Raw genomic sequence first — 19,825 nt, 5'->3', positions numbered from 1 at the left:
GGGGCCCCGCTAAGCAGCGATAACCGGTACAACACGCCGGTGTGACGCGTCAGGCGGCCGCGTGCTCCGGCTGTCCGGCCTTCTCGGTGTCCTTCGCGGCCTGTTCGAGGTCCCGCTTGTCGCGGCGGGCGAGGATGACCCAGCCGACCGGGACCGCTGCGGCGAACAGCCACCACTGCACGGCGTACGCCATGTGGGAGCCGATGGAGCTGTCGTCGGGAGCCGCGATCGTCTCGGGGCTGCCGTCGGCCGGCTCGGGGCCGGTCAGTTCGAGATAGCCGCCCAGCACCGGCCGGCCGAGCAGCTGCGACTGCTGGGAGCTGTTGATGAGCATGACCTGGCGGTCCGGCAGACCTTCCAGGTCCTTGATGCCGCTGGCGCCCGTCGTCTCGTCGGCCTTGAGCCGGCCGGTGACGGTGGTCTCGCCCTTCGGCGGGGCCGGGACCTCCGGGTAGGCCATCTGGTCGGCGGCGGCCGGGATCCAGCCGCGGTTGACCAGGACCGTGCCGCCGCCCTTGAGGTTCAGCGGGGTCAGGACCAGCACGCCGATGCTCTCGTCCCGCGAGGTACGGCGCCGTACGACCACCTCGTGCTCGGTGTCGAACGTGCCGGTGGCCGTCACCGCCCGCCAGTAGTCGGAGCGGGGAACCGTGTGGCCCGGCGAGGTGAGACGGGTCACCGGGACCGGATCGGCGTCCAGGTTCTTCGTGATCAGCGCGTTCTGCTCGACCCGGTGTTCATGCCGGTGCAGTTGCCAGAAGCCGAGCTCGACCATCGTGGGAATCAGGGCGAGGACGAGGAGGGTGAGGATCACCCACTGCCGGGTCAACAGGAAGCGGTACACCCCATGACCGTACAACCGGGGTCATGGGGTGCGGCACGGAGGGGTCCCCGTGCGGTCGGGCTCGGCCCGTCACACTTTGTCCACGATGCCCGCCCTTCCCTCGGCGCGGGCGCAGTGGCCGCCGCAGTACCAGTGGCCGTCGACCTCGACTCCCTGGCCGATGACCTGGACCCGGCAGTGCTCACAGATGGGCGCCATGCGGTGGATGGCGCAGGAGAAGCAGTCGAAGACGTGCACCGCGCCCTGCGCGTGCACCTCGAAGGACATCCCGTAGTCGTTTCCGCAAACCTCACAACGTGCCATGCGCCACAGGGTGGGACGCGAGGAGGCGGCGGGCGAGCGGATGCCGGGCGAGTCGCGTCCGGTTCACTCCGATGACCGTGAGGGCTTCGGCACGGAGACCGTCCGGGCCGGAGCCACATCCCTCAGCAGGTGGGTGAAGGCGCTCTCCTCCAGGATCGGCGTGCCGAACGACTTCGCCTTCACCGTCTTCGAGGTGTCCGCGTCCGGGTCGTTGGTGACGAGCAGGCTCGTCAGCCGGGAGACGCCGGTCGCCACGTGCAGGCCCGCCTCCACCGCGCGGTCCTCAAGCAGCTCGCGGTCGATCGAGGTGTCTCCGGAGAACGCCACCCGCATGCCCTGCATGAGGGGTTTGTCCGACTCGTACCGTCCCGGGTTCGGGTACGGGCAGGCGGGGCGCTTGCGCGAGGGACGCCAGCTGTTCTGGTTGTGCGAGGGCTGATGGCCGGTGCGCGGGGTGACCGGCGAGTCGTACCACTCGGTCAGCGGACGGCACTCCAGCAGCGGCAGCCGCAGCTCGTCCCGGGCCGCCGCGTGCAGACTCGGCCGGAACGCCTCGGCCAGCACCCGGGCGTCGTCCAGCGCGTGGTGCGCGTGCTGCTGCACCACGCCGAAGTGCGCGGCCAGCGACGCCAGCTTGTGGTTGGGCAGCGGGAGCCGGAGCTCCTTGGAGAGCGCGATGGTGCACAGCCGCTGCTCGACGGGGGCGGTGACCGCCGCCCGCGCGTACTCCCGGGCGAGCATCGACCAGTCGAACGCGGCGTTGTGCGCGACGAGCACCCGCCCCGCCAGCCGCTCGGACAGCTGCGCGGCGACCTCCGGGAAGAGCGGCGCACCCTCCAGGACATCGCTGGTCAGCCCATGGATCCAGACGGGTCCGGGATCCCGCTCGGGATTGACCAGCGTGTACCAGTGGTCCTCGACGTCACCCCGCGCGTCCAGGCGGTAGACGGCAGCGGACACTATCCGGTCGTCGCGGGCGAGTCCGGTGGTCTCCACGTCGACGACCGCGTACCCCTTGGGGTAGGCGGCCGGCCACGGCGTTGCGGTCTGACGGTCGTCGAGCATGGTCACAGAGAATACGGGCCGCGACTGACAGCTCCCTATTCGGGCGGTTCGCAACGGCGAACCGGCGGAGGTCCCCGAGCAGTTGGCCGAAGGGATCGGGAGGGCGGGTCGGGGTGCGCCGGAGGCGGTCACGGTGAGACGCTCGCGGGGTGACGGAGACACAGGCACAGACCCACGACGAACCCCACGAGGGCGGTCTCGGCACCCGGCTCAACTGGCTGCGGGCCGCGGTCCTCGGTGCCAACGACGGCGTCGTCTCCACCGCGGGCCTCGTCGTCGGCGTCGCCGGGGCCACCGGTGACCGCGGCACCCTGCTCACGGCGGGCCTGGCCGGGCTGCTCGCGGGGTCCATGTCGATGGCGGCCGGTGAGTACGTCTCGGTGTCCACCCAGCGCGATTCGGAGAAGGCCGCGCTGGCGACGGAGAAGCGCGAGCTGGAGGAGACCCCGGAGGCCGAACTCGCCGAACTCACGTGGCTGCTGGAGGCGAAGGGGCTCAGCGGCGAGGTCGCCCGCGAGGCCGCGGTCCAGCTCACCGAGCGCGACGCGCTGCGCGCCCACGCCGAGGTCGAGCTGGGTATCGACCCCGACGAGCTGACGAACCCGTGGCACGCGGCGGGGGCGAGCTCTCTGGCGTTCACGGTGGGCGCGCTGCTGCCGCTGTTGGCCATCGTGCTGCCGCCGGTGTCGCTGCGGCTGCCCGTCACGGTGGTGGCGGTGCTCGCGGCCCTCGCGGTCACCGGCTGGTGGAGCGCGGGGCTGGGCGAGGCCGCGGTGGGGCGTGCGGTGCTGCGGAACATGGGCGGGGGAGCGTTGGCCATGGCGGTGACGTACGGGGCGGGAGCACTGCTGGGGGCGGCGGGGGTGTGACGGCGGCCGCCGGGGAGGCCGTGCCGGCTCGGGTACGCGGCATCCTGGGGCCGGCAGTGCCTCCGCCGCCGCGCCGACGACCCTGGTGACGGTCGGCGGAGGCCAACTTCCGTACCGGGTAAGGGCGTTCCTCTCCACGCGGACAGGGGTGCCGGAATCCCGCGACGGCCACCGTTGGTGGAAGGTGCCAAAGACTACTGACAACACGTCTCGCATACTTGTCGGTAACAACGTCTAGCCCCGGCCCGCCCGCGGCCCTACGGTGCTCGCATGGAGCCGAACCTGCCCGATGTCGTGCTGTGGTCGATCCCGGCCTTCGTCCTGCTCACCGTCCTCGAAGTGGTGGTCCACCGGCTTCACCCGGACGACGACGCCGCCGGGTACGACGCCAGGGACGCGGCCACCAGCGTCACCATGGGCCTCGGCAGCCTGGCCTTCGACCTGCTGTGGAAGATACCCGTCGTCGCGATCTACGTGGCCGTCCACGAGCTGACCCCGCTGCGCGTCCCCGTCCTGTGGTGGACGGTCCTCCTGATGCTGCTCGCCCAGGACTTCTTCTACTACTGGTCCCACCGCGGCCACCACGTCATCCGGGTCCTCTGGGCCTGCCACGTGGTCCACCACTCCAGCCGGAAGTTCAACCTCACCACCGCGCTGCGCCAGCCCTGGACCTCGCTGACCGTCTGGCCGTTCTACGTCCCGCTCATCGCCTGCGGCGTCCACCCGGCCGCGCTCGCCTTCTGCTCCTCGGTGAACCTCGTCTACCAGTTCTGGGTGCACACCGAGCGGATCGACAAGCTGCCCAAACGCTTCGAGTACGTGCTCAACACCCCCTCGCACCACCGGGTGCACCACGCCTCCCAGGGCGGCTACCTCGACCGGAACTTCGGCGGCATCCTGATCGTCTGGGACCGGCTCTTCGGTTCCTTCACCGCGGAGACCGAGCGGCCCGTCTTCGGCCTCACCAAGAACATCGCCACCCACAACCCGCTCCGCGTCGCGACCCACGAGTACGCCGCCATCGCCCGTGACGTGCGGGCGGCGACCACCTGGAGCGAGCGGGCGGGCCGGATCTTCCGCGGGCCGGGCTGGCAGCCCGCCGGCCGGGCCGGCGAAGCCGCGGCCGTACCGCCGCGCGCGAGCGCCGAGTGTGCCGGATGAGCCCCCGCGCCGGACTCGTCCGTCCGCTCCTCGTCGCCTTCCTCACCGTCTCCGCCGTCCACCTGGCCGGGCTCCTGGCCGCCGCCACCGCCGCCCACCTGGTCACCAAGCCGCTGCTGATGCCGCTGCTCGCCGCCTACGCCGCAGCCCGGGGCGGCCCCCGGCTGCTCATCGCCGCGCTGCTGTTCGGCTGGGGCGGGGACGTGCTGCTGATGCCCGGCGCGGACGCGGCCTTCCTCGCCGGGATGGGCTCCTTCGCCGTCGGCCACGTCTGCTACCTGCGGCTCTTCGGCCGTACCCGCGCCTCGCTGCCGGCCGGACTCGCGTACGCCGCCCTCCTGGTGGCCTTCGTCGCGCTCCTGTGGCCCGGCCTGCCGGGCGAACTGCGCATCCCGCTGACCGGCTACAGCCTGCTCCTTACCACGATGGCCTGGCGGGCCGGCGTCCTCGGCCGGTACGCGGCACTCGGCGGCGCGCTCTTCCTGCTCTCCGACGCGCTCATCGCGACCGGGATCGCCGACTGGCCCCAGCTGCCCGTGCACGACTTCTGGATCATGCTGACCTACCTGGGCGCGCAGTACCTGATCACCCTGGGGGCGCTCGGGCGTCACGGGAATTCCACCGGCGCCGCCCCTGGGGCGTACCGTGCGACGGGTATCAGCATCTGAGACGAGCGAGGACCCCCACGCATGCGCGCCACCGTGATCCGGGCCCCCCACGACATACGTGTGGAAGAGGTGCCCGACCCGGCGATCCAGCAGCCCACCGACGTGGTGCTGAGGGTCCTGCGGGCCTGCATCTGCGGCAGCGACCTGTGGGCCTACCGCGGCGAATCGGCCCGGAAGCCCGGCCAGCGCATCGGCCACGAGTTCCTCGGCGTCGTCGAGGAGGCGGGCCCCGGGGTCAACGGCTTCGCCGTCGGCGACCTCGTCGTCGCCCCGTTCGTCTGGTCCGACGGCACCTGCACGTACTGCGCCGAGGGCCTCACCACCTCCTGCCCGCAGGGCGGCTTCTGGGGCTCGGTCGGATCCGACGGCGGCCAGGGCGAAGCCGTCCGGGTCCCGTTCGCCGACGGAACCCTCGTCAAGCTCCCGCCGGCCGCCGCGTCCGACGATCGGCTGCTCACCGCGCTCCTGGCACTCTCCGACGTCCTGGGCACCGGTCACCACGCCGCGGTCGGCGCGGGTGTGAGGCGCGGCAGTACCGTCGCGGTCGTCGGTGACGGCGCGGTCGGCCTGTGCGGTGTCATGGCTGCCAAGCGGCTCGGCGCGGAGCGGATCATCGCACTGGGCCGCCACCAGGTCCGTACCGACATCGCCCTCGCGTTCGGCGCCACCGACGTCGTCGCCGAACGCGGTGAGGCCGCCCTCGCCGCCGTACGGGAACTGACCCGGGGCGAAGGCGCCCACGGGGTGATCGAGGCCGTCGGCACCGAGCAGTCCATGCGCACGGCCATCGACATCGTCCGTGACGGCGGCTCCATCGGATATGTCGGCGTCCCGCACGGCAGCGGCACCGGGCTCGACCTCGACGTCATGTTCGACCGGAACATCACCCTGCGCGGCGGCGTCGCCCCCGTGCGCACGTACATCCCGGAGCTGCTCCCCGGCGTGCTGGACGGCACCCTCGACCCGTCGCCCGTCTTCGACCTCACGGTCGGCCTGGACGAGGTGCCCGGCGGCTACAAGGCGATGGACGAGCGCACGGCGCTGAAGGTCCTCATCAAGCCGTAGGGCCGGGAAGCCACAGGAGCAGGACCGCGAAAGGGGCCGGGGAGACAGTGTCCCCGGCCCCTGCTCACAGGGTGGTGCGGGTGTTACCTGCGAACCGCGTCCAGCGCGTCCACGACACCGGCTCCGTAGAAGCCGTTGTACTGCGTGCCGCCTTCGCATACCGCGTCGACGGTGCCGTCACCGTTGATGTCGTACGGCGCCCCGCACGCGGTGGCGTCCGCCTGGTGCGTCAGCAGGGCCTTCACCGTGCGCGCCGAGGCGTGCGGGTGGGTCGACTTGATCAGGGCCGCGACACCCGCGACGTGCGGGGAAGCCATCGACGTACCGGCCATGTAGCCGAATCCGCCGCCCGGCAGCGTGGACAGGATCAGTCCGCTGGTGGCCGGGGCGTCGGGCGTCTGGTAGACCGTCGAGTCGCCGCCCGGGGCCGCCACGTCGATGACACCGAGACCGTAGTTGGAGTACGAGGACTTGAGGCCCTTCGCACCGGTCGCGGAGACCGTCACGACGCCCGGGAGCTGCGTCGGGATGTCGGGGCAGAGGCTCGGGTCGACGGTCCGGGTGACCGGGTCCGTGTCGTTCGGGCTGCTCGCGTCCTCGATCGCGTCGGACGCCAGGTCGAACCGGGAGTTACCGGAGGCCGCCACGTTGACGGTGCCCTTGCTCTCCGCGTAACGGGTCGCGCGGGTGATCGCGTCGACCAGGGCACCCTGGTCGGGATCGTTCTTGCAGTTGAACATCCACGGGTCGGTGTAATAGCTGTTGTTCGTCACGTCGACACCGTGGTCGGCGGCCCACATGAAGCCGCAGACGACGGCCTCCGTGTAGAACCAGCCGCCCGGCGTGGACACCTTGATGCCGGAGACCTTCACGCCCGGCGCGACACCGGTGACTCCCCCGCCGTTCTTCGCCGCGGCTATGGTGCCCGCGACGTGCGTGCCGTGGGGGCTCTCACCGGCGGCCGGCCGCCAGGCGCCGTCCGTCGTGTCCGGCGCGCCGGACACACAGTTCACCGACGCCGCACGATCGAAGTTCGGCGCCAGGTCCGGGTGCGTGTCGTCGACACCGGTGTCGATGACGGCGACGGTGACCTCGCTGCTGCCCAGCGACTTCTGGTGGGCCTTGTCCGCCTTGATGGCCGGCAGGTCCCACTGCAGGGGCTCAAGCGGGTCCTGGTCCGCCACCACGTCCGCCGCGGCGGACCGCGCCTGCTCGGCGGTGAGGGGCTGCTCGACCCCGATGTCCTTCGTGGCCTGCGGGAGGATCGGGCTGGTTCGTGTGGACCCCGCCGACTGGACGCCCTTGGCCTTGCGGATCGCCGGGCCGAAGTCCGGGTTCTGCGAGTGGACGACGATGACGCCGATCTTGTCGTACGACGTCACGACGGTGCCGCCGGCCTTGGCTATCGCCTTCTTCACCTGCTTGACGGTTCCGTGACCGGCCCGCGTGTTCACGACGTACGACAGCTTCGGGCCGTCGGTCGACACCGCAGCGGTCGGCTCGTCCGCCGGAGCGGCCGTCGCGGTCCCCGGAAGGAAACCGAGCGACGCCGTGAGCGCCAGTCCGACGGGCAGCGTGAGTGCGCGTGTCCGTCTGGATGCCAGATGAGCCATGGGTTCTCCACATCATCCGTGCCTGTCGACCGGACACACGGCGTGTCCGGTCGGGTACATGACGAGTGAAGCTATCGCTGATCATCCCGGTGCATCAACAAATACGGGCAAGTGAGTTCGAGGTGTGACCTCCAGGAGGCGCATCCGTGGGCGTCCTTCCGAGAACGGCGAATCTGCGGTGAACCGCTTCGCCGTGCCCTCCGTGCCGTTGTCAGGGAGTCGCACGCCGGCCACCACGAGCAGAGGACTCCCCGTGAAGACCACCGTCCCGACCACCGCACCCGCGTCGCGAGGAGAATCCGTGGCTACCGATGCACCGCCGCCCCCGGGCCCTGAGGACGACAGTCCCGTCCAGCCCACGACCGAGGCATTCCTCGAGACGCAGAACAGTGCGGAATTCGCCGAACTGCGCCGCTCCCACCGCTCCTTCGCCTTCCCTCTGACCGTCGGCTTCATCGCCTGGTACCTGCTGTACGTGCTGCTGTCGAGCTACGCCGGCGACTTCATGGGCACCGTCGTGGTCGCCAACTTCAACGTGGCGTTCGTGTTCGGCCTCGCCCAGTTCGCCACCACGTTCCTGATCGCCTGGCTCTACTCACGCCACGCCTCGACGAAGCTCGACCCCAAGGCGGAGGCCATCAAGTCCCGTATGGAGGCCGACGCATGAGCGCCGTGTACCACTCGCACTCCGCGATCCAGCTCGCCGCCTCGTCCACCTCGGAGCACCGGCCGCTGATCATCAGCCTCTTCGCGGTCTTCGTCGCCGCGACCCTCGCCATCACCGTCTGGGCGGGCCGGCAGACCAAGAGTGCCTCCGACTTCTACGCGGGCGGGCGCCAGTTCACCGCCTTCCAGAACGGCCTCGCCGTCTCCGGCGACTACATGTCCGCCGCGTCCTTCCTCGGCATCGCCGGCGCCATCGCGCTCTTCGGCTACGACGGCTTCCTCTACTCCATCGGCTTCCTCGTCGCCTGGCTCGTTGCCCTGCTGCTCGTCGCGGAACCGCTCCGCAACTCCGGCCGCTACACCATGGGCGACGTCCTCGCGTACCGGATGCGGCAGCGCCCCGTCCGTACCGCCGCGGGTGTCTCCACCATCGTCGTGTCGATCTTCTACCTGCTGGCCCAGATGGCGGGCGCGGGCGTCCTCGTCTCGCTGCTCCTCGGCATCACCAGCGACGCGGGCAAGATCCTCATCGTGGCGCTGGTCGGCGTCCTGATGATCGTCTACGTCACCATCGGCGGGATGAAGGGCACCACCTGGGTGCAGATGGTCAAGGCCGTGCTGCTCATCGCGGGCGCACTGCTGATGACGTTCATGGTCCTGTGGAAGTTCAACTTCAACGTCTCCGACCTGCTGGGCACCGCCGCCGAGAAGAGCGGCCACGGCGCCGCGTTCCTGGAGCCGGGCCTCAAGTACGGCGCCACCGACATCTCGAAGCTGGACTTCATCTCCCTCGGCATCGCGCTCGTCCTCGGCACCGCCGGCCTGCCGCACATCCTGATCCGCTTCTACACCGTGCCGACCGCCAAGGCCGCCCGTAAGTCCGTCAACTGGGCCATCGGCATCATCGGCGCCTTCTACCTGATGACGATCGCCCTCGGCTTCGGCGCCGCGGCCCTGATCGGACCCGAGGAGATCAAGGCGAAGAACCCGGCGGGCAACGCGGCGGCACCGCAGCTCGCCGAATACCTCGGCGGCTTGGGAACCACGGGCGGCGCCGTCATGCTCGCCGTCATCTCGGCCGTCGCCTTCGCCACCATCCTCGCCGTCGTCGCGGGCCTCACCCTCGCCTCCTCGTCCTCCTTCGCCCACGACATCTACGCCAACGTCATCCGCAAGGGGAAGGCCACCGAGAGGGAGGAGATGCGGGCCGCGAAGTGGGCCACCGTCGCCATCGGTGTCGTCTCCATCGCGCTCGGCGCGATGGCCCGCGACCTCAACGTGGCGGGACTCGTCGCCCTGGCCTTCGCCGTCGCCGCGTCGGCCAACCTGCCGACCATCCTCTACAGCCTCTTCTGGAAGAAGTTCACCACCCAGGGCGCCCTGTGGTCGATCTACGGCGGACTCTTCTCGTCCGTCTTCCTGGTGCTGTTCTCCCCGGTCGTCTCCGGTAAGGCAAGCTCGATGTTCCCGGACGTCGACTTCGCCTGGTTCCCGCTGGAGAACCCGGGCCTCATCTCCATCCCGCTGGGCTTCCTGCTCGGCTGGATCGGCTCGGCCATCTCCAAGGAGGAGCCCGACGCCGCGAAGTACGCCGAGCTCGAGGTCAAGTCCCTCACCGGCACCGGAGCCCACTGACACCGGAGCCACCGTCACACCCGCGGTACCGCTCACGGGGCCCCGTCGTAGAGATCTACGACGGGGCCCCGTCGCACCTCGTGCCAAACGGGCATCCCTCGATGTCACCGGTCTCGCGTAGTCTCGTACACGTCAGACCGCAACCGTGTACATCACCGGGGGAGGGGGCTCACAGTGCTCATCGACACCTACGGCCGGGTCGCCACCGACCTGCGTGTTTCACTGACCGACAAGTGCAATCTGCGCTGCACCTACTGCATGCCCGAAGAGGGCCTGCAGTGGCTCTCCAAGCCCGACCTGCTCACCGACGACGAGATCGTCAGGCTCGTCCGCATCGCCGTCACCGATCTCGGCGTCACCGAAGTCCGCTTCACCGGCGGCGAGCCGCTCCTGCGTCCCGGCCTGGTCTCCATCGTCGAGCGGTGCGCCGCTCTGGAGCCCCGCCCCAGGACGTCCCTCACCACCAACGGCATCGGACTCGAGCGCACCGCCGCGGCCCTGCAGTCGGCGGGACTGGACCGGGTCAACGTCTCCCTGGACACCCTGCGGCCCGACGTCTTCAAGACGCTCACCCGCCGCGACCGCCACCAGGACGTGCTCGACGGACTCCGGGCCGCCCGCGACGCCGGGCTCACCCCGGTCAAGGTCAACTCCGTCCTCATGCCCGGACTCAACGACGACGAGGCCCCCGAGCTGCTCGCCTGGGCCGTGGACAACGCCTACGAGCTGCGCTTCATCGAGCAGATGCCGCTCGACGCCCAGCACGGCTGGAAGCGCGACGGGATGATCACAGCAGGTGACATCCTCGCCTCGCTGCGCACCCGCTTCACTCTCACCGCGGAGGACGAGGAAACCCGCGGGTCTGCCCCCGCCGAGCGGTGGACCGTGGACGGCGGGCCGCACCGCGTCGGCGTCATCGCCTCTGTGACCAGGCCCTTCTGCCAGGCCTGCGACCGCACCCGGCTGACCGCCGACGGCCAGGTCCGCACCTGCCTCTTCGCCCGCGAGGAGACCGACCTGCGCGCAGCCCTGCGCTCGGAGGCTCCGGACGAGGAGATCGCCAGGATCTGGCGGCTCGCGATGTGGGGCAAGAAGGCCGGCTCCGGACTCGACGACCCGTCCTTCCTGCAGCCGGACCGCCCCATGTCAGCGATCGGCGGCTGAGGACTCCCACTCCGCGAGCGGCACGACATCCTTCAGGAACCCGCGCACCCCGAGGAAAGAGGAGAGGTGCTCCCGGTGCTCGTCACAGGCCAGCCAGGTCTTGCGGCGCTCCGGGGTGTGCAGCTTCGGGTTGTTCCAGGCGAGCACCCATACGGCATCGGCGCGGCAGCCCTTGGCGGAACAGGCCGGTGCACCGGCGGCGCTCTCGGCGGAAGTCTCGGGGAAGTTCACGACCTCAACCCTAGGGCCTCTCGATCGGCGAAAGACCCTGGATCAGTCCCGGAGCCGGCCTTCCGACGCATCCCCGCCGGAGAAAGGGCGACGCCGAGCAGCCACGGGGGGAGCTGCCCGGCGTCGGTCCGTCGCTCCGACGGGGGATGCGGAGCGCGTACGAAGTATGGCACGGGGACCGGGGTGCGGCGCACAGGAACTTCATGATTGACCCCAGCTTCTATCGGGCTTCGCGGCCCGTCCCGGCGGCGTCGTTCCCCCGTGGATCCGCGCTTCCGGCCGGCTCTCCGGCCTCCTCGGCCGGCTCCGCCGGGCCGGTCGCGGAAGCCGTGCCGAGAGCGGGCCGCATCGGCGCGGTCACAAAGGTCGAAGGGAGCGAAGGGACGTTCTCCCGGCCCGCGTTGGCGATGACCACCGCGACATAAGGGAGCAGGACGCCCAGCGCGAGCGCCACCACGGCCACATGCCGCTCCACGTTCCACAAGGTCGCGGCCAGCACCACGGAGACGGTCCGCACGGACATCGAGATGATGTAGCGCCGCTGCCTGCCGCGCACGTCGTCGGCAAGTCCCTGCCGGGCGCCCGTGATCCGGAAGACCTCCGCGCCGTTCTGCTTCCGCACCATGTTCCACCACCGGATCGCTGTGCCGGACCGCCGCGGACCGGGCCGCTCCTACGGTACGCCCGGCATGCGCCGGGTTCGAGACCGGGGCGCGTCCGGCCCGGCCGGGCCGGTACCGCCGTGGCACGTACGGCCCTGTCCGGCATGCGCCGTATGCCGGGCGGGCCAAGACTGGGCGAACGTGCGCATACCGCGCCGCGCGAGGAGGCGACATGAGCTGGTTGTGGGCAATCATCGTGGGGCTGGTCCTGGGCCTGATCGCCCGGGCCATCCTGCCGGGCAAGCAGAACATCCCCCTCTGGCTGACGACCGTGTTCGGCATCCTCGGCAGCGTCCTGGGAAACGCCGTCGCGTCCTGGATCGGCGTCGAGGAAACCAAGGGCATCGACTGGATCCGCCACCTCCTGCAGCTGATCGGTGCCGTGGCCGTCGTCGGCGTCGGCGACATGGTCTGGCAGTCGATCAGGGGCAACCGGGGCAGCGGCCAGAAAACCTGACCCGTACCGCACGGCACCGCGGCCGGTCACGCGCATGGCGCGTGACCGGCCGCGGTGCCGTGCGGTGGGCGTACCGGGAGTCAGCCGGCCGTGACCTCGACGGCGGCGAGGTTCTTCTTGCCCCGGCGCAGCACCAGCCAGCGCCCGTGCAGCAGCTCCTCGCGGGCCGGGGCGGCCTCGCCGTCCACGACCTTCGTGTTGTTCACGTACGCCCCGCCCTCCTTGACCGTGCGGCGGGCGGCCGACTTGCTGGCGGCCAGGCCGACCTCGACCAGGAGGTCCACCAGCGGGCCCAGCTCGGTGACCCGGGCGTGCGGCACCTCGGACAGGGCGGCGCCGAGCGTGGCCCCGTCCAGCTCGCCGAGATCGCCCTGGCCGAACAGCGCCTTCGACGCCGCGATGACCGCCGCGCACTGTGCGCCACCGTGTACCAGCGTCGTCAGCTCCTCGGCCAGCGCGCGCTGCGCCGAACGGGCCTGCGGGCGTTCCTCGGTGAGCCGCTCCAGCTCCTCGAGCTCCTCGCGGCTCCTGAAGCTGAGGATGCGCATGTACGTCGAGATGTCCCGGTCGTCCACGTTCAGCCAGAACTGGTAGAACGCGTACGGCGTCGTCATCTCCGGGTCGAGCCAGACGGCGCCGCTCTCGGACTTGCCGAACTTGGTGCCGTCCGCCTTCACCATCAACGGTGTCGCCAGGGCGTGCACCGCCGCATCCGGCTCCACACGGTGGATCAGGTCGATCCCCGCCGTGAGGTTGCCCCACTGGTCGCTGCCGCCCTGCTGGAGGGTGCAGCCGTGGCGCCGGTACAGCTCCAGGAAGTCCATGCCCTGCAGCAGCTGGTAGCTGAACTCCGTGTAGCTGATGCCCTCCTGGGACTCCAGCCGGCGGGCGACCGAGTCCTTGGTGAGCATCTTGTTGACCCGGAAGTGCTTGCCGATGTCCCGGAGGAACTCGATCGCGGACAGGCCCGCGGTCCAGTCCAGGTTGTTCACCATCGTCGCGGCGTTCGGGCCCTCGAAGGTGAGGAAGGGCTCGATCTGACCGCGCAGCCGTCCCACCCACGCGGCGATGGTCTCCGGGTCGTTCAGTGTGCGCTCCGCGGTCGGCCGCGGGTCACCGATCTGACCGGTGGCCCCGCCGACCAGAGCGAGCGGACGCAGTCCGGCGAGCTGGAGACGGCGCATGGTGAGCACCTGCACCAGGTGGCCGACGTGCAGACTCGCCGCGGTCGGGTCGAACCCGCAATAGAACGTGACCGGGCCGTCCGCGAGAGCCTTGCGCAGTGCGTCCTCGTCAGTGGACTGGGCGAACAGCCCGCGCCACTTCAGCTCGTCGACGATGTCCGTCACGGTCTTTTCTCTCCTTGGAAGGGTTCGATCGGTTGTCCGGTCAGTCTATGGCGGTCATACACCCCGGCTGACCGAGCTCATATGGAAGTCGGGGATCCGCAGAGCGGGCATCGCGGCACGGGTGAAGTAGTCGCCCCACTCACGCGGCAGCGTCTTCTCCGTGCGGCCCGCCTCCGAGGCCCGGGACAGGAGCCCCACCGGCGACTCGTTGAACCGGAAGTTGTTCACCTCGCCGAGGACCTCGCCGTCCTCCACCAGATAGACGCCGTCCCGGGTCAGCCCGGTCAGCAGGAGCGTCGCGGGATCGACCTCCCTGATGTACCAGAGGCAGGTCAGCAGTAGGGCCCGGCCGGTCGTCGCCGCCACCATCTCCTCCAGCGACCGCTCACCGCCGCCGTCCAGCACGAGGTTGTCCATGGACGGGGCGACCGGCAGACCCGTCAGCCCGGCGGAGTGCCGTGTCGTGGTCAGCCGCTCCAGCTTGCCGTTCCCGATCCAGGTCGTCGGCGCGAGCGGCAGCCCGTTGTCGAAGACGGAGCCGCCGTCGCCGGACGCGTGGGCGATCACGAACGGTGCGGACTCCAGCCCCGGCGCGTACGGGTCGCTGCGCAGGGTCAGCGGCAGAGCGGAGAGCGACTCGCCGAGCCGCGTACCGCCGCCCGGCCGGGAGAAGACCGTCCGGCCCTCCGCGGCGTCCCGGGCGCCGGCCGACCAGTACTGGTAGATCAGCAGGTCCGCCACGGCGGTCGGCGGGAGCAGCGTCTCGTACCGCCCGGCCGGCAGCTCGATCCGGCGCTCCGCCCAGCCGAGCCGCTGCGCCAGCTCCGCGTCCATGGCCCCCGGGTCGACGTCCCTGAAGTCGCGGGTGGACCGGCCGGCCCAGGCGGACCGGGTCCGGTCGGGGGACTTGGCGTTCAGCTCCAGCGTCCCGTTCGGCTGGTCGTGGCGCAGCCGCAGTCCCGTCGACGTACCCAGGTAGGTCGAGGTCATCTCGTGGTGGGCGAAGCCGTACAGCTCACGGCCGCCGGAACGGGCGCGGGCGAAGGCGTCGCCGAGCGCCGGGGCGAAGTCGGCGAAGACGTCGGAGCCCGTCTCGGCCGGTGCCTCCGTGAAAGCGGCGGAGACCGGCACCCCGGACACCAGCGGCTGCGCGTCCTCGGCGGGACCGGCGCCGCGCGCGGCGGCCTCGGCGGCCCGCACGAGCGGTTCCAGGTCGTCGGTGGTGACGGCCGAACGCGAGACCACACCGGACGCCGTCCCCTGCGCGCCGTCCACGGTCGCGATCACGGTCAGGGTGCGGCCCCGTGTGACCCCGTTCGTGGTGAGCGCGTTACCGGCCCAGCGCAGGTTCGCGGAGGAGTCCTCGTCCGCGATGACGACACAGCCGTCCGTGGTGGACAGCTCCAGCGCCCGCTCGACGATCTCGTACGGCTTGCTGACGCGGCTCATCGTCCGGCCTCCTGCGTCGTGTTGAGACTGTGCCGGCCCGGGGGACGACCCCCGGACTCCCGGCCGGTTCCGTGGTGAGCGCTCATCGTCCGGCCTCCTGCGTCGTGTTGAGGATGTTCACGCCTCGGAAGAGGGCGGAGGGGCAGCCGTGCGAGACGGCGGCGACCTGGCTCGGCTGGGCCTTGCCGCAGTTGAACGCGCCGCCCAGGACGTAGGTCTGCGGGCCGCCGACCTTCTCCATCGAGCCCCAGAAGTCCGTGGTCGTCGCCTGGTACGCCACGTCCCGCAGCTGGCCCGCGAGCCTGCCGTTCTCGATCCGGAAGAACCGCTGGCCGGTGAACTGGAAGTTGTAGCGCTGCATGTCGATCGACCAGGACCGGTCGCCGACCACGTAGATCCCGCGCTCCACCCCGCCGATCAGGTCCTCCGTGGACAGCCCGCCCGGATCCGGTTGCAGCGACACGTTCGCCATGCGCTGTACGGGGACATGGCCCGGCGAGTCCGCGTACGCGCACCCGTTGGAGCGGCCCAGGCCCGTCAGCTTCGCGATCCGCCGGTCCGTCTGGTAGCCCACCAGCGTCCCGTCCTTGACCAGGTCCCAGGACTGCGCCTCGACGCCCTCGTCGTCGTACCCGATCGTCGCGAGCCCGTGCTCGGCGGTGCGGTCGCCCGTCACGTGCATCGAGGGGGAGCCGTACGCGAGCCTGCCCAGCTGGTCGAACGTGGCGAACGAGGTCCCGGCGTACGCCGCCTCGTAACCCAGCGCCCGGTCCAGCTCGGTCGCGTGGCCGATCGACTCGTGGATGGTCAGCCACAGGTTGGACGGGTCGACGACCAGGTCGTACGTTCCCGCCGCGACGCTCGGGGCCCGCATCTTCTCGGCGAGCAGACCGGGGATCCGCTCCAGCTCCGCGCCCCAGTCCCAGCCGGTCCCGGTCAGGTACTCCCAGCCCCGGCCCACCGGCGGCGCGATGGTCCGCATCGAGTCGAACTCACCGGTGGTGCCGTCCACGGCCACCGCGGTGAACTGCGGATGCACCCGCACCCGCTGCTGCGTGGTGACGGTACCGGCCGTGTCCGCGTAGAACTTGTTCTCGTGGACGGTCATCAGGGAGGCGTCCACGTGCGCGACCCCGTCGGCCGCCAGCAGCCGCGCACTCCACTCGGCGAGCAGCCCGGCCTTCTCCTCGTCCGGTACGGAGAACGGGTCGGTCTCGTACGAGGACACCCAGGTCCGCTCGCCGTGCACCGGCTCGTCCGCCAGCTCGACCCTCTCGTCGGACCCGGCCGCGGCGATCACCTTCGCGGACAGCTTGGCCATGGCGACGGCCTGCGAGGCCACCTTCGCCGCCGCGTCCATCGTCAGGTCCACCCCGGAGGCGAACCCCCAGGCCCCGCCGTGCACCACCCGGACCGCGTACCCGAGGTCGGTGGTGTCCGACCCGCCGGAGGGCCGCGCGTCCCTCAGCCGCCAGGAGGCGCCGCGCACCCGCTCGAGCCGGAAGTCCGCGTGCACCGCGCCGAGCGCACGCGCGCGTGCGAGCGCCGCGTCGGCGAGGGCACGCAGCGGCAGGGCCAGGAACGACTCATCTACCTCGTGGGCCACGAGGGCCTCCCCTTCTCCACCTCTGGAACTGTCTCCGCAGTGAATCATGAGGGGTCGGGGCGCTCCGGTGTGCTCGATTTACGTGGTACGGGCCCGGACCGGCCCGTTCTGTAGGGATCCGACAGTCGTGGCCCGGTGGCGCTGTCAAAGGACGATTCTCCGTAGGCGGTGCGGTACCGATAGGTTTTCGATGTACCAGACCGCCAAGGAAAGGGTGATCCGTTGAGCCGCTCGGTTCTCGTCACCGGAGGAAACCGGGGCATCGGCCTCGCCATCGCCCGCGCCTTCGCCGACAACGGCGACAAGGTCGCGATCACATACCGCTCCGGCGAGCCGCCCCAGGCCCTCGTCGACGCGGGCTGCCTGGCGGTCCGATGCGACATCACCGACACCGAGCAGGTGGAGCAGGCCTACAAGGAGATCGAGGAGAAGCACGGTCCCGTCGAGGTGCTGGTCGCCAACGCCGGTATCACCAAGGACCAGTTGCTGATGCGGATGTCGGAGGACGACTTCACGTCCGTGCTCGACACCAACCTCACCGGCACCTTCCGCGTCGTCAAGCGCGCCAACCGTGCGATGCTGCGCGCCAAGAAGGGCCGCGTCGTCCTGATCTCCTCGGTCGTCGGCCTCCTCGGCTCGGCCGGACAGGCCAACTACGCGGCGTCCAAGGCGGGCCTCGTCGGCTTCGCCCGGTCGCTGGCCCGTGAGCTCGGCTCGCGGAACATCACGTTCAACGTCGTCGCACCCGGGTTTGTCGACACCGACATGACCCAGGCACTCACCGACGAGCAGCGCAAGGGCATCGTGGCCCAGGTGCCGCTCGGCCGCTACGCGGAGCCCGCTGAGATCGCCGCCGCGGTGCGCTTCCTCGCGTCCGACGACGCGTCGTACATCACTGGAGCCGTCATCCCCGTTGACGGCGGATTGGGCATGGGTCACTGATCACCATGAGCGGAATTCTCGACGGCAAGCGCATCCTCGTCACAGGTGTGCTGATGGAGTCGTCCATCGCGTTCCACACCGCGAAGGTGGCCCAGGAGCAGGGCGCCGAGGTCATCCTGACGGCCTTTCCCCGGCCGACCCTGACCGAGCGCATCGCCAGGAAGCTGCCGAAGCCGGCCAAGGTCATCGAGCTCGACGTGACCAACGTCGAGCACCTCGACCGGCTCGCGGGCCTGGTCAAGGACGAGCTCGGCTCGCTGGACGGCGTCGTGCACTCGATCGGTTTCGCCCCGCAGGACGCGCTCGGCGGCAACTTCCTGAACACGCCGTTCGAATCGGTCGCCACGGCCATGCACGTCTCGGCCTTCTCGCTGAAGTCGCTCGCCATGGCCTGCAAGCCGCTGATGAACGACGGCGGCTCGATCGTCGGCCTCACCTTCGACGCGCAGTTCGCCTGGCCCCAGTACGACTGGATGGGCCCGGCCAAGGCGGCGCTGGAGGCCACCTCCCGCTACCTCGCCCGTGACCTGGGCAAGGACAGCATCCGCTGCAACCTGATCTCGGCAGGACCGCTCGCGTCCATGGCCGCCAAGTCCATCCCGGGCTTCACCGAGCTCGCGGACGTCTGGAACCACCGCTCCCCGCTGGAGTGGAACATGGGCGACCCCGAGCCGGCCGGCCGCGGTGTCGTCGCGCTGCTCTCGGACTTCTTCCCGAAGACCACGGGCGAGATCATCCACGTCGACGGTGGCGTGCACATGATGGGCGCCTGAGCCCCGGAGATCCTCCACGGCCGCGTACCGCTTCCCCTGCGAGGGAGGCGGTACGCGGCCGTCGTGCGTCTCGAGTCGAAAAGATGGTCGATCCACCGCAGAATGTGGAGGAAGCGGACTTTGGTCAGGCTGTGGGGAGGAGATCGCCGTGCTGCGCTCCACACGTCGCCGAACCTGGGCCTTCATGGCCGCAGCGGCGGTCGTCGCCGGTCTCCTCGCCCCGGTCGCCGTGAACGCGGCGAACCGGGCGGGGAACGGGGCGGCCGTACCCCTCGCACCGGTCCCGCAGCCCTCGGGCGCCGAGTGCCGGACCTCGGTCGAGGGCTCCCGGGTCGTCGCCTACTGCCACAACCCGCACTCCACCACCGATCTCGTCCGGCTCCACACCGAGTGCAGCCGCTGGTGGGACGTCGACGCGGACGGCGAGGCGGTCGCGGTACAGCCGGGCCGGACCGTACGGCTCGAGGACCGGTGCTGGAAAGAGGTCGGCTCGGCCTGGGTCAGCCACCACTCCGTCTAGAGTCCTTCCCGCCGGGATCCGCCGGGATCCGCCGGGATCCGCCGGGATCCGCCGGGGTCAGGCCCGCTCCCGCAGGCAGTTCAGGGCGTGGCTAGCGGCCTCCGCCGCAGCGGTCTCGGCGTCGCCCGCCCGGATCGCCTCGACCAGTCGCGCGTGGTCCATGTGCTCCTCGGGGCGCAGCTCGGATCCCACGTCGTCGCGCAGGTAGTCCCGCAGCAGATCATTCAGGTCGGCGTACAGCTCGGTGAGCACGTCGTTGTGCGAGGCGGCGACCACCGCGAGGTGCAGCGTCGCGTCGGCCGCGACGAACGCCTCCGCGTTCCCCGCGGCCCAGGTCTCCTCGCGCCGCGCCATCAGCGTGTCCAGCTGCCGCAGGTCCCGGTCGGTGCGGCGGAGGGCGGCGAGCCTGGCCGCCGAGGACTCCAGCGTGGAACGCAGCTCCGCGACGTGCCGGGGGTCGGCGTCGGCGAAACGGCGCTGCATCACGCCGGCCAGCTCGCTCGTGGCGACGACATACGTACCGGAGCCCTGCCGGATGTCCAGCAGCCCGTTGTGCGCGAGCGCGCGCACGGCCTCGCGCACGGTGTTGCGGGCGACGCCCAGCTGCTCGACCAGCTCGGGTTCGGTGGGAATCCGCGCACCCACGGGCCACTCGCCCGAAGTGATCTGGTTCCTCAGCTGGGCAATCACCTGGTCGGCGAGAGCCGAACGCCGCGGAGACGTCAGCGCCATGGTGCTCCTTGCTCGTGGTCCGGGAGGGCGGTCGGAGAAGCGGGTGTGTGC

At 70.7% G+C, this 19,825-nt stretch carries 21 protein-coding genes; 11 read left to right on the top strand and 10 right to left on the bottom strand.

Going from position 1 to position 19,825, the window contains the following annotated elements; genetic code table 11:
• Positions 1–49: 49 nt before the first annotated feature.
• The 3 genes from OG524_RS08220 to OG524_RS08210 all read right to left on the bottom strand — a co-directional run bounded on the left by OG524_RS08220 (position 50) and on the right by OG524_RS08210 (position 2,218).
• Positions 50–844, bottom strand: coding sequence for an SURF1 family protein (locus OG524_RS08220; protein ID WP_405391606.1), 795 nt, complete (start codon positions 842–844; stop codon positions 50–52).
• Between the two features lie 69 nt (positions 845–913).
• The gene (locus OG524_RS08215) at positions 914–1,147 is read right to left on the bottom strand and encodes a hypothetical protein (RefSeq protein WP_073747930.1); all 234 of its coding nucleotides are present in this window, start codon (positions 1,145–1,147) and stop codon (positions 914–916) included.
• A 63-nt stretch (positions 1,148–1,210) separates the two neighbouring features.
• Positions 1,211–2,218, bottom strand: coding sequence for a DEDDh family exonuclease (locus OG524_RS08210; protein ID WP_405391607.1), 1,008 nt, complete (start codon positions 2,216–2,218; stop codon positions 1,211–1,213).
• A 143-nt stretch (positions 2,219–2,361) separates the two neighbouring features.
• Here OG524_RS08210 and OG524_RS08205 point away from each other — a divergent pair, with 143 nt between their 5' ends.
• From OG524_RS08205 to OG524_RS08190, 4 genes are all read left to right on the top strand, one after another.
• Positions 2,362–3,081 (top strand): VIT family protein, encoded by a 720-nt coding sequence (locus OG524_RS08205; RefSeq protein WP_405391608.1) that lies wholly within the window; start codon positions 2,362–2,364, stop codon positions 3,079–3,081.
• 270 nt (positions 3,082–3,351) lie between these two features.
• Entirely contained in the window at positions 3,352–4,242 is an 891-nt protein-coding gene (locus tag OG524_RS08200; protein WP_405809641.1) for a sterol desaturase family protein, read from the top strand.
• Entirely contained in the window at positions 4,239–4,910 is a 672-nt protein-coding gene (locus OG524_RS08195; RefSeq protein WP_405809640.1) for a lysoplasmalogenase, read from the top strand. Before OG524_RS08200 ends, OG524_RS08195 begins: the two co-directional genes overlap by 4 nt.
• Positions 4,911–4,931: 21 nt before the next feature.
• Positions 4,932–5,975, top strand: a complete 1,044-nt coding sequence (locus OG524_RS08190) for a zinc-dependent alcohol dehydrogenase family protein (protein ID WP_405391611.1) — start codon at positions 4,932–4,934, stop codon at positions 5,973–5,975.
• Positions 5,976–6,058: 83 nt separating this feature from the next.
• Here OG524_RS08190 and OG524_RS08185 read toward each other — a convergent pair whose 3' ends face one another.
• Positions 6,059–7,588: a S8 family peptidase gene (locus tag OG524_RS08185; protein ID WP_405391612.1), complete on the bottom strand. Its 1,530-nt coding sequence runs from the start codon at positions 7,586–7,588 to the stop codon at positions 6,059–6,061.
• 301 nt (positions 7,589–7,889) lie between these two features.
• Between OG524_RS08185 and OG524_RS08180 the strand changes: the two genes are divergently transcribed.
• The 3 genes from OG524_RS08180 to moaA all read left to right on the top strand — a co-directional run bounded on the left by OG524_RS08180 (position 7,890) and on the right by moaA (position 11,053).
• Positions 7,890–8,255 carry a DUF485 domain-containing protein gene (locus tag OG524_RS08180; protein ID WP_405391613.1) on the top strand — a complete coding sequence of 122 codons (366 nt, stop codon included), beginning with the start codon at positions 7,890–7,892 and terminating at the stop codon, positions 8,253–8,255.
• On the top strand, positions 8,252–9,889 hold the full coding sequence (locus OG524_RS08175) for a cation acetate symporter (protein ID WP_405391614.1): 1,638 nt from the start codon (positions 8,252–8,254) through the stop codon (positions 9,887–9,889). Before OG524_RS08180 ends, OG524_RS08175 begins: the two co-directional genes overlap by 4 nt.
• A gap of 174 nt (positions 9,890–10,063) precedes the next feature.
• The gene (gene moaA, locus OG524_RS08170; RefSeq protein WP_405809637.1) at positions 10,064–11,053 is read left to right on the top strand and encodes a GTP 3',8-cyclase MoaA; all 990 of its coding nucleotides are present in this window, start codon (positions 10,064–10,066) and stop codon (positions 11,051–11,053) included.
• Here the strand turns inward: moaA and OG524_RS08165 are convergent.
• The gene (locus OG524_RS08165) at positions 11,036–11,284 is read right to left on the bottom strand and encodes a hypothetical protein (protein WP_405391616.1); all 249 of its coding nucleotides are present in this window, start codon (positions 11,282–11,284) and stop codon (positions 11,036–11,038) included. The genes moaA and OG524_RS08165 overlap by 18 nt on opposite strands.
• A gap of 220 nt (positions 11,285–11,504) precedes the next feature.
• Complete coding sequence (locus OG524_RS08160; RefSeq protein WP_405391617.1) at positions 11,505–11,909, bottom strand: DUF3099 domain-containing protein; 405 nt, start codon at positions 11,907–11,909, stop codon at positions 11,505–11,507.
• Positions 11,910–12,118: 209 nt separating this feature from the next.
• On the opposite strand from OG524_RS08160, the gene OG524_RS08155 reads away from it, so the two are divergent.
• Entirely contained in the window at positions 12,119–12,403 is a 285-nt protein-coding gene (locus tag OG524_RS08155; RefSeq protein ID WP_405391618.1) for a GlsB/YeaQ/YmgE family stress response membrane protein, read from the top strand.
• Between the two features lie 80 nt (positions 12,404–12,483).
• Here the strand turns inward: OG524_RS08155 and tyrS are convergent, their stop codons facing one another.
• The 3 genes from tyrS to OG524_RS08140 all read right to left on the bottom strand — a co-directional run bounded on the left by tyrS (position 12,484) and on the right by OG524_RS08140 (position 16,807).
• Complete coding sequence (gene tyrS / locus OG524_RS08150; protein WP_405391619.1) at positions 12,484–13,752, bottom strand: tyrosine--tRNA ligase; 1,269 nt, start codon at positions 13,750–13,752, stop codon at positions 12,484–12,486.
• Between the two features lie 54 nt (positions 13,753–13,806).
• Positions 13,807–15,201: a metallopeptidase TldD-related protein gene (locus tag OG524_RS08145; protein WP_405391621.1), complete on the bottom strand. Its 1,395-nt coding sequence runs from the start codon at positions 15,199–15,201 to the stop codon at positions 13,807–13,809.
• A gap of 82 nt (positions 15,202–15,283) precedes the next feature.
• Positions 15,284–16,807 carry a TldD/PmbA family protein gene (locus tag OG524_RS08140; protein ID WP_405809634.1) on the bottom strand — a complete coding sequence of 508 codons (1,524 nt, stop codon included), beginning with the start codon at positions 16,805–16,807 and terminating at the stop codon, positions 15,284–15,286.
• Positions 16,808–17,029: 222 nt separating this feature from the next.
• Here OG524_RS08140 and fabG point away from each other — a divergent pair, with 222 nt between their 5' ends.
• The 3 genes from fabG (at position 17,030) to OG524_RS08125 (ending at position 19,042) form a co-directional block, all read left to right on the top strand.
• Complete coding sequence (gene fabG, locus OG524_RS08135) at positions 17,030–17,749, top strand: 3-oxoacyl-[acyl-carrier-protein] reductase (RefSeq protein ID WP_405391624.1); 720 nt, start codon at positions 17,030–17,032, stop codon at positions 17,747–17,749.
• A 5-nt stretch (positions 17,750–17,754) separates the two neighbouring features.
• A complete protein-coding gene (gene fabI / locus OG524_RS08130) occupies positions 17,755–18,522 on the top strand; it encodes an enoyl-ACP reductase FabI (protein WP_384501306.1) in 768 nt (255 codons plus the stop codon).
• A 151-nt stretch (positions 18,523–18,673) separates the two neighbouring features.
• The gene (locus OG524_RS08125) at positions 18,674–19,042 is read left to right on the top strand and encodes a hypothetical protein (RefSeq protein ID WP_405393270.1); all 369 of its coding nucleotides are present in this window, start codon (positions 18,674–18,676) and stop codon (positions 19,040–19,042) included.
• 57 nt (positions 19,043–19,099) lie between these two features.
• Here the strand turns inward: OG524_RS08125 and OG524_RS08120 are convergent, their stop codons facing one another.
• The gene (locus OG524_RS08120; RefSeq protein WP_405391625.1) at positions 19,100–19,774 is read right to left on the bottom strand and encodes a FadR/GntR family transcriptional regulator; all 675 of its coding nucleotides are present in this window, start codon (positions 19,772–19,774) and stop codon (positions 19,100–19,102) included.
• Between the last annotated feature and the right edge of the window lie 51 nt (positions 19,775–19,825).

It is taken from the genome of Streptomyces sp. NBC_01520 (assembly GCF_045040375.1).
Classification (GTDB): Bacteria; Actinomycetota; Actinomycetes; order Streptomycetales; family Streptomycetaceae; genus Streptomyces.
Note: the sequence above shows the minus strand (reverse complement) of the source record. Positions and strands in the feature narration are given on the sequence as shown.